13 protein-coding genes are annotated in these 14013 nt (G+C 69.0%); 3 read left to right on the top strand and 10 right to left on the bottom strand.

Features of this window, described 5'->3' with window-relative positions:
• Nucleotides 1-3: 3 nt before the first annotated feature.
• Genes ABZ796_RS12445 through trpC form a run of 4 tightly spaced genes read right to left on the bottom strand, consistent with a single transcriptional unit; the run spans nucleotide 4 to nucleotide 3450 of the window.
• On the bottom strand, nucleotides 4-621 hold the full coding sequence (locus ABZ796_RS12445; RefSeq protein WP_357337211.1) for an SCO family protein: 618 nt from the start codon (nucleotides 619-621) through the stop codon (nucleotides 4-6).
• A complete protein-coding gene (gene trpA / locus ABZ796_RS12450) occupies nucleotides 618-1415 on the bottom strand; it encodes a tryptophan synthase subunit alpha (RefSeq protein ID WP_357337212.1) in 798 nt (265 codons plus the stop codon). The genes ABZ796_RS12445 and trpA overlap by 4 nt, the downstream gene beginning before the upstream one ends.
• Nucleotides 1412-2671 (bottom strand): tryptophan synthase subunit beta, encoded by a 1260-nt coding sequence (trpB, locus tag ABZ796_RS12455; RefSeq protein WP_357337213.1) that lies wholly within the window; start codon nucleotides 2669-2671, stop codon nucleotides 1412-1414. Before trpB ends, trpA begins: the two co-directional genes overlap by 4 nt.
• A complete protein-coding gene (gene trpC / locus ABZ796_RS12460) occupies nucleotides 2668-3450 on the bottom strand; it encodes an indole-3-glycerol phosphate synthase TrpC (RefSeq protein ID WP_357337214.1) in 783 nt (260 codons plus the stop codon). Before trpC ends, trpB begins: the two co-directional genes overlap by 4 nt.
• 147 nt (nucleotides 3451-3597) lie before the next feature.
• On the opposite strand from trpC, the gene ABZ796_RS12465 reads away from it, so the two are divergent.
• Nucleotides 3598-3936 (top strand): DUF4190 domain-containing protein, encoded by a 339-nt coding sequence (locus ABZ796_RS12465; protein ID WP_357337215.1) that lies wholly within the window; start codon nucleotides 3598-3600, stop codon nucleotides 3934-3936.
• Between the two features lie 79 nt (nucleotides 3937-4015).
• Here ABZ796_RS12465 and ABZ796_RS12470 read toward each other — a convergent pair whose 3' ends face one another.
• The 5 genes from ABZ796_RS12470 to ABZ796_RS12490 all read right to left on the bottom strand — a co-directional run bounded on the left by ABZ796_RS12470 (nucleotide 4016) and on the right by ABZ796_RS12490 (nucleotide 8914).
• Complete coding sequence (locus tag ABZ796_RS12470) at nucleotides 4016-4216, bottom strand: HGxxPAAW family protein (protein WP_355232060.1); 201 nt, start codon at nucleotides 4214-4216, stop codon at nucleotides 4016-4018.
• Nucleotides 4217-4259: 43 nt separating this feature from the next.
• On the bottom strand, nucleotides 4260-4808 hold the full coding sequence (locus ABZ796_RS12475) for a Trp biosynthesis-associated membrane protein (RefSeq protein ID WP_357337216.1): 549 nt from the start codon (nucleotides 4806-4808) through the stop codon (nucleotides 4260-4262).
• Nucleotides 4805-5176, bottom strand: a complete 372-nt coding sequence (gene hisI, locus ABZ796_RS12480; RefSeq protein WP_357337217.1) for a phosphoribosyl-AMP cyclohydrolase — start codon at nucleotides 5174-5176, stop codon at nucleotides 4805-4807. Before hisI ends, ABZ796_RS12475 begins: the two co-directional genes overlap by 4 nt.
• A 112-nt stretch (nucleotides 5177-5288) precedes the next feature.
• Complete coding sequence (locus tag ABZ796_RS12485) at nucleotides 5289-7106, bottom strand: ABC transporter ATP-binding protein (RefSeq protein WP_357337219.1); 1818 nt, start codon at nucleotides 7104-7106, stop codon at nucleotides 5289-5291.
• Complete coding sequence (locus ABZ796_RS12490; protein WP_357337220.1) at nucleotides 7103-8914, bottom strand: ABC transporter ATP-binding protein; 1812 nt, start codon at nucleotides 8912-8914, stop codon at nucleotides 7103-7105. Before ABZ796_RS12490 ends, ABZ796_RS12485 begins: the two co-directional genes overlap by 4 nt.
• An 88-nt stretch (nucleotides 8915-9002) precedes the next feature.
• On the opposite strand from ABZ796_RS12490, the gene ABZ796_RS12495 reads away from it, so the two are divergent.
• Nucleotides 9003-9626, top strand: a complete 624-nt coding sequence (locus tag ABZ796_RS12495) for a TIGR03085 family metal-binding protein (protein ID WP_357337222.1) — start codon at nucleotides 9003-9005, stop codon at nucleotides 9624-9626.
• A gap of 785 nt (nucleotides 9627-10411) precedes the next feature.
• Here the strand turns inward: ABZ796_RS12495 and ABZ796_RS12500 are convergent.
• Entirely contained in the window at nucleotides 10412-11683 is a 1272-nt protein-coding gene (locus tag ABZ796_RS12500) for a DUF222 domain-containing protein (protein ID WP_357337224.1), read from the bottom strand.
• Between the two features lie 704 nt (nucleotides 11684-12387).
• Between ABZ796_RS12500 and ABZ796_RS12505 the strand changes: the two genes are divergently transcribed.
• The gene (locus ABZ796_RS12505) at nucleotides 12388-13815 is read left to right on the top strand and encodes a serine/threonine protein kinase (protein ID WP_357337225.1); all 1428 of its coding nucleotides are present in this window, start codon (nucleotides 12388-12390) and stop codon (nucleotides 13813-13815) included.
• Nucleotides 13816-14013 lie beyond the last annotated feature (198 nt).

Below are 14013 nucleotides of genomic sequence, written 5' to 3' on the forward strand. Positions count from 1 at the left end.
GCATCATGCGGCGCTTACTTCCTCAAGAAGGTGGTGGATGTCGTCGGCGAACTGCTTGGGCGAGGTGTTCATCGACCACACGACCCTCGCCTCTCCCCCGGTGACTGCGGAGACGTGGGTGTCGTGGACTCCGAGATCGTAGCCCCCGCTGGGTAGCCGGTCGGCCTCCCCTATGTAGAGCCGCATCGACTCGGCCAGGGTGACGATGTCCTTCAGGTCGCCGGTGAGGCCGATGAAGTCCTTGCCGTAGCGGTCCAGGTACTCGCGCAGGACCTCCTGGGAGTCGCGCGCCGGGTCGGTGGTGACGAACACGACGTCGACCTTCTCCCGGTCGGCGGCGTCGAGACGGGTCAACGCCGCGGTCAGGCTCGACATCACCAGCGGGCACTCGTCGGGACAGCTGGTGTAGCCGTAGAAGACCAGCGTCAGCGGCCTGTCGGCGTCCTCGGCCAGCGAGAACGGCCGGCCCTCGGTGTCGGTCAGGGCGGTGTCGGAGAGCTGGTAGGGAGTGTGCTCCTGCCCGGTCATCGCCGAGGCCGGCGCCTGGCCGGTCCCGGCGGCGCCGCAGCCGGTGAGGACTCCGAGGATGACGAGCAGAACAGGGAGAGCCAGGAACCTCAACGCGAGCGGACTCCCGCGGCCAGGTCCTCGGTCAGGCTCGCCAGCGCCTTGAGCGCCGCCTGCTCGTCGGAGCGGTTGTCCAGCAGCGTACGCACGAAGGCGGAGCCGACGATGACGCCGTCGGCGTACGCAGCCATCTCGGCCGCCTGGGCACCGTTGCTGACCCCGAGGCCGACGCCGACGGGCAGATCGGTGGTCTTCTTCGTGCGGGCGACCAGCGGAGCGGCCAGGTCGGAGGTCTTGGCGCGGGCACCGGTGACACCCATGACCGCGGTGGCGTAGACGAAGCCGCGGCACTGGGCCGTGGTCATCGCGATCCGCTCATCGGTGCTGCTCGGCGCGACCAGGAAGACCTTGTCGAGGTCACGGGCGTCGGCGGCCTCGATCCACTCCGGGGCGAAGTCGGGGGTGATGTCGGGCGTGATCAGGCCCGCGCCACCGGCGTCCTGCAGCTGCTGGGCGAAGCGGTCCACGCCACGGCGCTCGATCGGGTTCCAGCTGGTCATCACCAGGGTCGGCACCCCGGTCGCGGCCACGGCCTCGACGACGCGGAACACGTCATCGACACGTACGCCACCGTCGAGCGCCTGCTGCACCGCATCCTGGATCGTGGGGCCGTCCATGACCGGGTCGGAGTAGGGCAGACCGATCTCGATGATGTCGCAGCCCGCCTCGACCATCGTGGTCAGCGCATCGATCGATCCCTCGACCGTGGGGAAGCCCGCCGGCAGGTAGCCGACCAGGGCGGCGCGGTTCTCGGCCTTCGCCTTCTCGAACGCTACCGACGTACTCACTGTGCTTCTCCCTGCTTGCTGTCGCCCAACCCGAAGTAATCGATGGCCGTGCCCATGTCCTTGTCACCGCGACCGGACAGGTTGATCAGGATCGTGGCGCCCTCGCCGTGCCGCTCCTTGATCTCGGGTGCGATCTTGATGGCGCCGGCGATCGCGTGGGCCGACTCGATCGCGGGGATGATGCCCTCCGAGCGCGAGAGCAGCGCGAAGGCGTCCATCGCCTCCTTGTCGGTGACCGAGGTGTAGGAGGCGCGGCCGGACTTGGCCAGCCAGGCGTGTTGCGGTCCGACCCCGGGGTAGTCGAGACCGGCGGAGATCGAGTGGGACTCGATGGTCTGGCCGTCCTCGTCCTGGAGCACGTAGGTGCGGGCGCCGTGGAGCACGCCCGGGTCGTTGGCCTGGATGGTGGCGGCGTGACGGCCGGTCTCGAAGCCGTCTCCCCCGGCCTCGAAGCCGTGGATCTCGACGTCCTCGTCGTCCAGGAACGCGGTGAAGAGGCCGATGGCGTTGGAGCCGCCGCCGACCGCGGCGAGGACGGCGTTCGGGAGACCGCCGAACTGCTCGATGGACTGCGCCCGGGCCTCGTCCCCGATGCCGCGCACGATGTCTCGCACCAGGGTCGGGAACGGGTGGGGACCGGCGGCGGTGCCGAACAGGTAGGCGGTGTGGTCGACGCTGGCCACCCAGTCGCGCAGGGCTTCGTTGATGGCGTCCTTGAGGGTGCCGCTGCCGGAGGGCACCGGGACGACCTCGGCGCCGAGCAGCCGCATCCGGGCCACGTTGAGCGCCTGGCGGTCGGTGTCGACCTTGCCCATGTAGACGGTGCAGTCGAGGCCGAAGTAGGCGGCCGCGGTCGCGGAGGCGACCCCGTGCTGGCCGGCGCCGGTCTCGGCGATGACCCGGGTCTTGCCCATCCGCTTGGTCAGCAGCGCCTGACCGAGCACGTTGCGGATCTTGTGGGCGCCGGTGTGGTTGAGGTCCTCGCGCTTGAGGAGGACGCGTACGCCGAGCTGCTCCGAAAGCCTCGTGGCGTGGTAGAGCGGGCTCGGCAGATTGGCGTAGTCGCGCAGGATCGCGTCGAACTCGGCCACGAACTCCGGGTCGGCCTTCGCCCTCTGCCAGGCGTCGTCGAGCTCGATGAGCGCCTTCATCAGCGCCTCGGGCATGAAGCGGCCGCCGAACCCCTCGGCCTCGCCACCGAACCAGCCGAACTCGTCGGCGTCGTAGGAGGTCGTCTCGTGGATATGCGTCGTCATGCGCGTACTCCTGTGAACTCGGCGACCGTGCCTTGCGGGTCGCCATGCTTGACCAGCGCCTCGCCGACCAGGACCGCACGGGCCCCTTCGGCGACGTGACGCTTGACGTCGGTGGCGGTGAAGATGCCGGACTCGGCGACCTTCACCCGGTCCTCGGGGATGAGCGGCGCGAGCCGTCCGAAGACGTCCTGGTCGATCTCCAGAGTCTTCAGGTTGCGCGCGTTGACGCCGATCAGCTCGGCGCCGAGGTCGACCGCCCGGGCGACCTCGGCCTCGTCGTGGGTCTCGACCAGCACGGTCAGCCCGAGCTCACGCGCGTAGTCGTGGAGGCTGCGCAGGGTCTCGTCCTCGAGCGCGGCCACGATCAGCAGCGCCAAGTCGGCGCCGGCCGCCCGGGCCTCCAGCAGCTGGTAGGGCTCGACGATGAAGTCCTTGCGCAGGATCGGGGTCTCGACGGCTGCACGCACCGCGCGCAGGTCGTCGAGAGACCCGCCGAAGCGGCGTTCCTCGGTGAGCACCGAGATCGCGGCGGCACCGCCGGCGGCGTACTTCTGGGCCAGCTCGGCCGGGTCCGGGATGTCGGCCAGAGCGCCCTTGGAGGGGCTCTTCCGCTTCACCTCGGCGATCACGCTGCTGCCCGCCGCACGGAAGTGCGGCATCGGGTCGCGCGGCGCGTCGACGTCGGCCAGTCGGGCCCGCAGGTCCGCCTCGGACACCGTCTCCTGGCGCTGGGCCAGGTCCAGACGTACGCCGTCGATGATCTTGTCGAGCACCGACATGTTTAAACCTCTCGTTTCTGGGTATGACCCACGTGCAAAGCCTCTCACCCGAACCGTGACACGCCCGATTTGGCGCCACAGTGCGGGCGGGAAACGTTAAGTTTCTTCCATCTCAACCCATCTCGCCTGACTTTGGAGGTCAGACACATGAGCTACGGAACTCCGCCGCCGCCACCGCCCCCGTACGGTTCGCCGGCACCCGGGCAGCCCGGTCAGCCTGCGGGCAACAACAAGAAGGCGATCTGGGCACTTGTCCTCGGCATTCTCGGTTGTGTCTGCTGTGGCTTCTTCGCCGGTATCCCGGCGATCATCCTGGGCAAGATGGCCCAGAACGAGATCGACGCCTCCGGCGGCGCGCAGAGCGGGCGTGGCATGGCCACCGCCGGCTTCATCCTCGGCATCGTCGCCGTCGTCCTGGGCATCATCGGGGTCATCCTGAACCTCTCCGGTGCGCTCGACTTCAGCGGTAGCACCAGCACCTACTGAGGCACGGCTCGACTGAGACCGACTCAGGAATCAGCGAGGCCCCCGGCGGATCCGCCGGGGGCCTCGCTGTCTCACAGGCTCAGTGTGACTCGACGTTGAAGCCGAGCTTGGAGAGCACGATGAAGAGCAGGCCACCGACGACGGTGACGGCCACGCCGACCCAGAAGACGAACCAGCTGATCGGGTCGAGCATCATGGCGACGCTACCGATGAGGAAGCCGAGGAGGCCGACCGCGACTGCGATCCAGGCTGCCGGGGTGTTGCCGTGGCTGGCGGACATGCGATGCTCCTCTACGAGTTCACTTTGCTTGGCTGCAGTGTATTCATTGATCTCCCGCTGTCGGGTCCCGACCCTCGTCCAACGACTTCCAGACGTCGATCGTGGACTGTTCCTCCAACGGCTTCTGCTCCGGCTTCGCGGCCGCCGGGGCGTCGTACCTGCGGCCCATCTCGGGCCACGAGGGAGCCAGACGTACGGCGGCGACGGCCGCTGCGACGGTCAGGACCGCGCCGAGGAGCGCGAGGTAGGGCCAGGGGGTGGTGGCGTGCTCGGTCTCGCCCCAGACCACCTCGGAGTCGATGGCGCGGCCGAGCGCGTCGATCCCGGCGTGGCCGAAGAAGGTGACGATCACGCCGATCCCGGCCAGGCCGGCGAGGGCGGCCACCAGGCGGCGTACGAGACCTCGGGTGACCAGGACCACGCCCCAGGCCGCGAGGGCGACCAGGGCCAGGCCGGTGGTCGCCGGGGAGTCGTTGAGGTCGGTCGGCATCTGGGCCGGGGCGGTCACCTTCACCCACTCGTTGGAGCCTGCCCAGGCCGCCAGGGCGGCGCCGGCCAGGCCCGCGGTGACGGTGGGGCCGAAGGACCTCACGAGAGGGCGCCGGAGGAGATCAGGCCGGCGTCGAAGCAGGTGTGGTCGCCGGTGTGGCAGGCCGGGCCCTGCTGGTCGACCTTGAGCAGGATCGTGTCGCCGTCGCAGTCCAGGCGCACCTCCTTGACGTACTGGTGGTGGCCGGAGGTCTCCCCCTTGACCCAGTACTCCTGCCGGCTGCGGGACCAGTAGGTGGCCCGGCCCGTCGCGAGCGTGCGCGCCAGGGCCTCGTCGTCCATGTAACCGAGCATCAGCACCTCGCCGGTGTCATGCTGCTGCGCCACCGCGGGCACCAGCCCGTCGGGGTTGCGCTTGAGGCGGTCGGCGATGGCGGGGTCCAGTCCCTCGCTCGTGGGTCCAGTAGTCACGCCTCCAGTATCCCGCCGGGCAACAGCACGGTCACAACCGGCATGTCGCGGGGACAGTTCGGCGCCCCCGAAGCTGCCGCACACCTGACGTGGCGGGACGCCTGAGCGCCCCTCAGCTGCCCTGTTGGGCGACCCAGGAGGCATGCAGGCGTGCGTACGTCGAGCCCGTCTGCGCCACCAGGTCGCTGTGCGGGCCGCGCTGGGCGAGGTGGCCGGCGTCGACGACAATCACCTCGTCGGCCGCCTCGGCGGTGGAGAGGCGATGGGCGATGGTGACCGAGGTTCGGCCGCTCATCAGCCGCTCCAGGGCGCGGTTGATCCGCATCTCCAGACGCGGGTCGACGGCCGAGGTGGCCTCGTCGAGGACCAGCAGATCCGGATCGGCGAGCTGGGCCCGCAGGAGCGCCACGAGCTGACGCTCGCCGGCCGAGAGCGACTCGCCGCGCTGCCCGACGCTGGTGCGTACCCCGTCGGGGAGACCGGCCAGCCAGTCCCCCAGGCCGAGCACCCGGGCGGCCTCCTCGATCTCCGCATCGGTCGCGTCCAGGCGGCCGTAGCGGACGTTCTCGGCCAGGGTGGAGTCGAAGAGGAAGCCCTCCTGCGGGACGAGCACGACGCTGGTGCGTAGGGAGGCGTTGCCGATCTCGCGCACGTCGACGCCGTCGAGTCGGACCCGGCCCTGGGTCACGTCCATCACCCGGGTGAGCAGCTTCGCGATCGTCGACTTCCCCGAACCGGTCTCGCCGACCACCGCGACCCGCCTGCCGGGCTCGATCTCGAAGGAGATGTCGTGGAGGACCGGACGACCGCCGGGGTAGGCGAAGGTGACGTCGTCGAACTCGATCGAGAGCGGCCCCCTGGGCAGCACCGTGCCTTCGGCGCCCGGGTCGACGAGGTCGGCGGGGGTGTCCAGGATGCCGATCGTGCGCCGCCAGGAGGCGATCGCGTTCTGGGCGTCGGTGAGGATCTGCGTACCCATCTGCACCGGGCCCACGAACAGCGTCACCAGGAACGCGAACGCCAGGATCTCACCGACGCTCAGCGCGCCGCCGCTGCCCTGGTAGGCGAGCGCCAGCAGGACGCCGCCGACGATCACACCGGCGTTGGCGAGGCCGCCGGAGAGGCCACCGAGGCTGAAGAAGACCGAGGTGTAGGCCTGCGCCTTGATCTGGGCGGCGCTGGTGGCATCGATCTCTCGGTCGATGCGCTCCTGGGTTCGGTCCTCGACGGCGTACGCCTTCACCACGGCCGCGCCGACGACCGGCTCGGAGACGGCCGAGAGCATCTTGGCAACCTGGCGGCGGGAGAGGGTGTAGGCCGCGGACAGCTTGCGCTGGAAGAACCGCAGGCTCAGGAAGAGCGGACCGAAGCAGAGCCACACCAGGATCGCCAGCTGCCAGGAGTAGACCACCATCACGACGGTGGCGATCAGCATCTGTCCGATGCTGACGATGAAGAGCAGACCGCCGAAGACGATGAACTGGCTGACCTGGTCGACGTCGCTGGTCACCCGCGAGACCAGCGCCCCGCGGTGCTCGGTCGACTGGGTGAGCATGGGCAGGTCGTGGACGTGCCGGAAGGCCTTGGTACGCAGCGTCGCCAGGCCCCGCTCGGCGGCGGTGAAGAGCCGGCTCGTCATCAGGAACGACGCCACGCCCGTGACGGCGATGGCGACCACCGCGATCAGGCCGGCGCGCAGGACGTAGCCGAGGTCGGGGCCGTCCGGACCGCTCAGGCCGTTGTCGAGGGTCTGCTGGACCACGATGGGGACGACGACCTGACCGACGCTCGCGAGGACGGCCAGCGCGAAGGTCCCGCGGATGCCCTCGACCAGCTCCGGGGAGTGCTTGATGCCCCGGCGGATGGTCTCGATGGCGCCGAGGCCCTCGCCGCTGCCGACCCGGGTCTCGGGCTCGAGCGTCGTCGTCACTGAACCGCCTCCGGCGTCTCGTAGGCGTTCACCAGGCGGGCGTAGGACTCGTCGCGGGCGAGCAGCTCGGTGTGGGTGCCGCGGTCGCGGATACGGCCGTTCTCGAGGTGTACGACCTCGTCGGCAAGCGCGATCGTGGCCTTGCGGTAGGCGACCACGACGAGGCTCGTGTCGCCGGAGCCGTCACGCAGCGCACCGCGGTCCGGGCCGCTCCGCAGCGCTGCGAGAATGCGCTGCTCGACCTCGGGGTCGACGGCCGACGTCGCGTCGTCGAGGATCAGGAGTCGTGGGCGGCGTACGAGCGCTCGGGCCAGGGCGAGGCGCTGGCGCTGCCCGCCGGAGAGGCTCGCCCCGCGCTCGCCGAGGGTGGTGTCGAGGCCGTTGGGCAGCGCGGTGACGAAGCCGTCGGCCTGGGCGGCCTTGAGCGCGGACCAGACCTCGTCGTCGGTGAGGTCGGCGCCGAGGGTGACGTTGCCGCGCACGGAGTCGTCGAAGACGAAGGCGGTCTGCGGCACCAGCGCCGCCACCCGGGCCCATTCCCCCGCACCCAGGTCGCGCAGGTCGGTGCCGTCCAGGGTGATCCGGCCGGATTCCGGGTCGACCAGCCGCGCGAGCAGCATGGTCAGGGTGCTCTTGCCTGCGGCCGTCTCGCCGACGATCGCGACCGTACGCCCCGGCTCGACCTCGAAGTCGACACCGTCGAGGAGCCTCGGGCCGTCGGCGTAGGCGTAGGAGATGCCGTCGACCCGGAGGCGGGCACCGGTCTGCTCGCGGCTGGTCGTCGCGGTGCCGTAGACCAGGCGCCCGGTCGCGTCCAGCACCCGCTGAACCCGCCGATAGCCGACCACGCTGCGCGGGAACTCCCCCAGCAGCCATCCGAAGGATCGGATCGGGAAGGAGACGATGGTGAGCAGGAATCCGATCTGGACGACGTCACCGGGCGCGGCGGCACCGCTGGAGACACGGCCGACGCCGACGGCCAGGACGGCAAGGACCCCGACGTTGGGCAGCGCGGCCAGGATCGGGTCGAAGGCGGCGCGGAGCCGGCCGGCGTGGATGTTCACGTCGCGCAGCTCCTGGGCCTTGTCCTGGAAGCGGGTGGTCTCCTCCGCCTCGCGTCCCAGCGTCTTGACGACGAGGGCACCGTCGAAGGACTCGTGGGCGATCCCGGAGAGCTCCGCGCGCAGCTGCTGGGCGCGGGTCATCAGCGGCGAGGAGAAGCGCTGGAAGACCAGGTTGGCGACGACGACCGCCGGGAACACCAGGATCGCGACCGAGGCCAGCACGACGTCGGTCCAGAACATCTGACCGATCGCGATCACCATCATCGCGAGCGTCCCGACGGCCATCGGCAGCGGTGCGATCGGCGCCCAGGACGCCTCGACGTCGGAGTTGGCGTTGGAGAGCAGCTCGCCGGTCGGATGCCGGTGGTGCCAGGCGAGAGGAAGCGCCAGATACTGCCGGGTGACCGCACGGCGCGAATGGGCCTGCATGCGGTACTGCATCACCCCGGCTCCCAGCCGCCGTGCCACCACCCCGACCGCCCGCAGGATCGCGACGCCGACGAAGAGCCCGATCACGGCCCACAGCCAGCCTGCACCGATCTCGCCGTCACGCAGCGCCGGCACCAGCACGTGGTCGGTGGACCAGCCCAGCACCCAGGCGTCGGCGACGGTCAGCGCGCCGAAGAGCGCGGAGCCGAGGGTCGAGAGCGTGAAGACCGCCCACTCGCGCCGGATGGCGACTCCGAGAACCTTGAACCCGTCGGTCGTCGTGGCCCGCTGGGGTGTTTGATCCTCGTCGCTCATCTCGAGGTAAAGCCTAGGTCAGCACCGAGGTTGCGACGAATTTTTTTGGTGACTCCCCGGGTGAGGACGGCTCGGTAGGGTGCAGTTCGTGGTCTCCTTCGCGCGCTCCGAGCGCATCGCCCTGTGCGACACCGCCGTCTCCCTCGGACCGACGGCCCCCACACTCTGCGAAGGCTGGGAGGTCAAGGACCTGCTGGTGCATCTGCTCGTACGCGAGCGCCGCCCGTGGGCCGCGGCGGGGATCATCCTGCCGCCGCTCGCGCCCGTGCTGAGGAAGGCAGAGGCTGCGTACGCCGCCCAGCCCCTCGAGGCTCTCGCCGACCGCCTCCGCGACCCGAAGGGCACCCCGTTCGCGATCGGACCGATCGAGAAGGCGGTCAACACGGTGGAGTTCTTCGTCCACCACGAGGACCTCCGCCGTGCCCAGCCGGGCTGGGAGCCGCGTACGCTCCCCGCCGCTGCTGAGCGAGACCTCTGGCGCACCCTGAAGCTGCTCGGCAAGGGTCTCGTCCGATCCGCCGAGACCCCGGTGGTCGTCAGCAACGGCACCGACACCGCCACCCTCCGCGCCGGCGAGGAGCCCGTCACCATCACCGGGCCCGTCGGCGAGCTCCTGCTCTTCTGCTTCGGGCGTCACGCGGTGCGGGGTCTTTCCTTCGACGGGCCGGCCGAGCGGATCACTCAGCTGGAGAATGCCAGTCTCGGGTTCTGAGGTCGACGCTGTTTCGTGGGGTTGATGGCCGGCTCGTGATCGAGCTTTTCGAGATGACGGCATGCGGGGCGCTTTGGGCGGTCCTGGGCGCGGGGGCGCCGAGAGCGCCGAGAGCCTTGGCTGGCTTCGTCGGGAATGTGGTGGCTTGGTTGCCGAAGGGCGGGTTCCGCGGGGCTGGGGTAGCTCGTTGGGCTGGTGGCCGCCGACCCGTTATGGAGGGTGTTCTCGCCGAATCCCGGAGTCAAGGCGATGTATCGAGCTTGTCGAGATGACGGCCTACGGCCGCCGGCTTCGCCGGTCGCCTTCGGCGATCCTGGACACCGGGCTCCGTCGAGAATTTTGGCTGGTTATCGGGTCGGCGGCGGGGTTTGGCGCGGAGTTTTTGGGTTGGGTACGGGCTTGGGAATCCAGGGTCGGCGGTTCTTCCTGGGGGCTGCGGTGTTCGCGTTGCTTTTACAAGCCGATGACACCTTGTGAACGGTTCACAAGCACAGCGGTCGACCGGGCACCGATGATGACCTCGGCACGGTGGAAGGTGCCTCCTCAACCGGCTGCTGGCCATGCTGGTCTTGGACGTCTATTCGAGCAGACCGGCCGAGCAGACCGGCCGAGGGTGCGATACGCCGTGCACCAGTGCCACCGCCAGGTCCAGCGCTGCTCGATGAGCCCTGCCCATCGGATGGCCACAGGGCCACTCGGCTACTGGGCGGGAGTGGGTACAGCCACACGCGAAGTGGCCGGGGTCGGCCGGTCCGGGCGTGCCGAATCAGCCGGGGTCAGCTGGGTCAGCCGGTTCGGGCACCCCGAGTGAACCGGATCCGCCCATCGGGGAGACGCTCATAGGTGTAGTTGGGGTCGTGGATGCGGCGATGGTCGCTGGGGCACAGCAACACCATGTTCGCCAAACTCGTTCGACCACCTTCGGACCACGGTTTGAGGTGGTGGGCTTCGGTCCAGGCGGCGGGGGCGTCGCAGTCCTCGGCCTGGCAACCCTTGTCGCGCAGCCGCAGGGCTCGGTGTTGGACCGGGTGGGCCAGGCGGGCGGTGCGGCCGAGGTCGAGGATCTCAGAGTCGGTGCCCAGCACCACCGGGATCAGGTTGGCGTTACAGGCCATCTTGCGGGCTTCGGCGGCGGTGATCTGCTCGCCGTCAAAGCCCAACGCGGCGGTGCCGAGGTCCTTACGGAGGTCCTCGATGCTCATGGTGATGAACACTGTGGTCGCATGCCCGCCATGCCTGGGGAGCTGGTCCACGTCGTAGGTCTCGATCACCCGGGCGAAGGCCTGGCCCAGCAGCCGGTCATACGGTGCCTTGCGGCCCCGGTTTTCGGCCGACAGCTTCCTCGGCTGGGCCAGGGAGTCCAAGATCGTGCGCAACCGGACCCCGACGGCACGCGAGACCCTCGCGTGAATGTCGATGGTGCCGTCGCCGTTGTCACGGGAGGAGAAGAACGTGCGTCGAGCGGCGTGTTCTTCCTCTCGCTGCAGCGCCTTGGCTTCGACGGCGTCGAACCGTTCGGGGTCGATCTCGGCCAGGATCCGGCGTCCGACGATCTTGAGCTGGTTCGCGGTCAACTCGGTCGCATGCTCCACGAGCAGCTTCTCGGCCAGGACCAGGTCCTCGCCGTTGACGGCGGGGTCGGTGGCGATCCGGTCGAGGGCTTGGGTGATCACCTGGGCTTTGTCCTGCGAGACGACACCCTCGGCCAAGCCGGCGGCGACGAGGTCGTACTTGGCGACCCCGGCCGCGAGCTTGATCTGGGAACGGGCCACCCCCTTGTCGACCAGGAGCTCGGTCCACATCCACCCGGAGGCGTCCTTGGCACCGGTCTCCTCGGCGATGTCACCAGCCGTAGCGAGGACGCGGAGTTGGAGCGCGGCTTGCATGGCCTGGAGTTTTTCGATCTGGGCCAGGCGGGTCTTCTTCTGGCTGGTGCGCCAGTAGGCGGGGTCTCGGGTCAACAGTCGGTTCAGGGAGGATTCGATGGCCACCAGTTCGGCGTCGATCGGGTCGCTGGGTTCGGTGCCCCAGTGGTTGATCTCGGGTTCGATACTCATCGCCATATCCTCCCTTCGAAGAGGTGTTGTGATGGCTCTGATTCTACGCTTCAACCACCCCTCTGGCTATCTATTGTCCCTGTTCAAACGCTCTTTTTGCGGCGAGCGAACGGCGTCGTTCCTGTGGATGGTAAGTGGCCCGAAGGGCCACCCGTCACACCCGTCAACACCATCTTTCCTGCGGAGTGATTCTGCTGCGCCACACCCGGGCCGCCGCCCCGATAGCCAGCCAAGTTTTTTCTCGATCTGGTCCGGAGTCCAGGACCGCCGAAGGCGGCCGGCGAAGCCGGCGCCCGCAGGGCGTCCTTGACGCCGGTCCAGATCGAGAACACCCTCCAAGAACGGGTCGGCGGCCCAGGCCAGCCCCGAAGAAACGGTCACGAAACGAGATGGTCTCGACAAGCTCGACCACCGGACATCACCCGGTCCGCGACACACACCCCGAAGCCGGCGGCCGCAGGCCGTCCTCTCGACAAGCTCGATACATCGCATTGAGTCCGGGGTTCGGCGAGAAGACCCTCAAAGCAGAGCCAGCGGCCCCGGCTAGCCCCGAAACCAGCCCGCCAAAACCGCCTCCCGAGATCCACCCACACCCAGTCTGCGCGCACCCTCCACGGTCCCACTCAGCGGAACGACCGCCCGTAACCTCCCCACACCCCGAGACGTTGTGTCTCAGATAACCGAATCCCCCAGGAGGTCCCGCGATGCGTCGTGCGGCAGCAGTCACCGTCGCCATGCTCTTCGTCTTCTCGCTCACCGCAGCCGCCCCAGCGATCAGCGCGAGCGCGACACCGGAGCTGCGGGACGTGATGGTCGTGGGCAACAACTGGGACGGGACGGCTTCGATCGTCGATGCTCGCAGCCTCGAGGTGCTGCGCACGGACATCGACCTGGTGCCGGACAAGGACGAGGAGATCGCCGAGATACACCAGGATCCCGAGCGGCTGGCCATGTACTACCTGGTCCGCTACGGCCCCGGCGAAGGCAACGACCAGCTCGTGGACGACATGTTCACGACCCGGGACGGCAAGCTGCTGGCGGTGTCGCGTCCCAGCCTGGCCGACGTGGTCTGGATCGACATCGAGAAGGCGCTCGCGGGCTCGCCGGACCCCGTCGTGGTCGAGCAGCAGATGGACGGCCACCGCACCGACCACATGGGCCTGTCCCCCGACGGCACCAAGCTGCTGGTCTCGGACTCGACCTCCCGTTCGGTGCACGAGTACTGGATGGGCGGCGCCGGCGACCCGCGGACCGGTGAGCGACTGCGTACGTTCGAGTCGGGCGAGACGCCCCACGAGAACAACTACTCCGAGGACGGCTCGCAGATCTTCCACGCCTCCATCGGCCGCGTGTACCTGCCCGGCGACCAGAAGGAGATCTCCCTCGACTCCTTGCCGCTGATCAATCTCGACCAGCTCGGCCTCGGCACCATCCCCGGCACCGACCTGCTTCCGCCGATCAAGATCGGCCCGATCCACGACGCGATCAAGGGCGACCGCTGGTTCGAGATCGTCGACGAGTCGAGCTTCGAGATCTCCCAGCGCTGGGAGATGGGCAAGGAGCTCGAAGAAGCCGGCTACCCCTCGATCTCCTCAGCCGTACGTCCGATGGCGGTCGCGCCCGGCGAGCGGTTCATCTACTTCCAGATGTCGTTCTTGCACGGCCTGGTCGAGTTCGACACCCAGGCTGCCGACATCGACGGGAAGGTCGGCTACTCCACCGGCTCCATCGAGGAGCCCCGCACCGGCGCTGTCACCCGAGTCATCCCGCTTCCCAAGCGCACCCAGCTGCCGCGCGAGCTCTACGTCAACGACTCCGCCCACCACGGTCTCTCGATCGATTCCAAGGGCAAGACTCTCTGCGCGGCGGGCACGATGGACGACTACGTCGCGATGGTCGACCGCTCCACCGGCGAGCACACCATCCTCGACGAGAACACCACCGGCCACTACTACGGCAAGCCCTACTGGACCACCGAAGGCCTCGGCAACACCTGCTGGGCATCGCTGTCAGACGCCGACGCGGTCGCCGTGATCGACTTCCGCACCGGCGAGGAGCTCGCGTACCTCGACGTCGGCAACCACCCCCAGCGCGTACGCCACGGGCAGATCCCGAACTCGCTGCTGAGCTAGGCACCGGCGCGACGAGGATCCCGCGCCGTCGTATCGGTTCCGCTGACGTCCAGCGGCGGCCCAACGGACTGTGCGATGGCGGCGCCAGCCACCCGCGTGTGCGATAGAGCGACGGGTTATTCGGGTGCACGGAGCAGATTCCCGCCATGGCGGGAATCTGCCGGGCTACCCACTCAGCAACCAGCGCACTTCCCCGCC

Origin of the sequence: Nocardioides sp. NPDC047086 (assembly GCF_040643685.1) — a bacterium.
In the GTDB taxonomy this organism is placed as follows: Bacteria; Actinomycetota; Actinomycetes; order Propionibacteriales; family Nocardioidaceae; genus Nocardioides.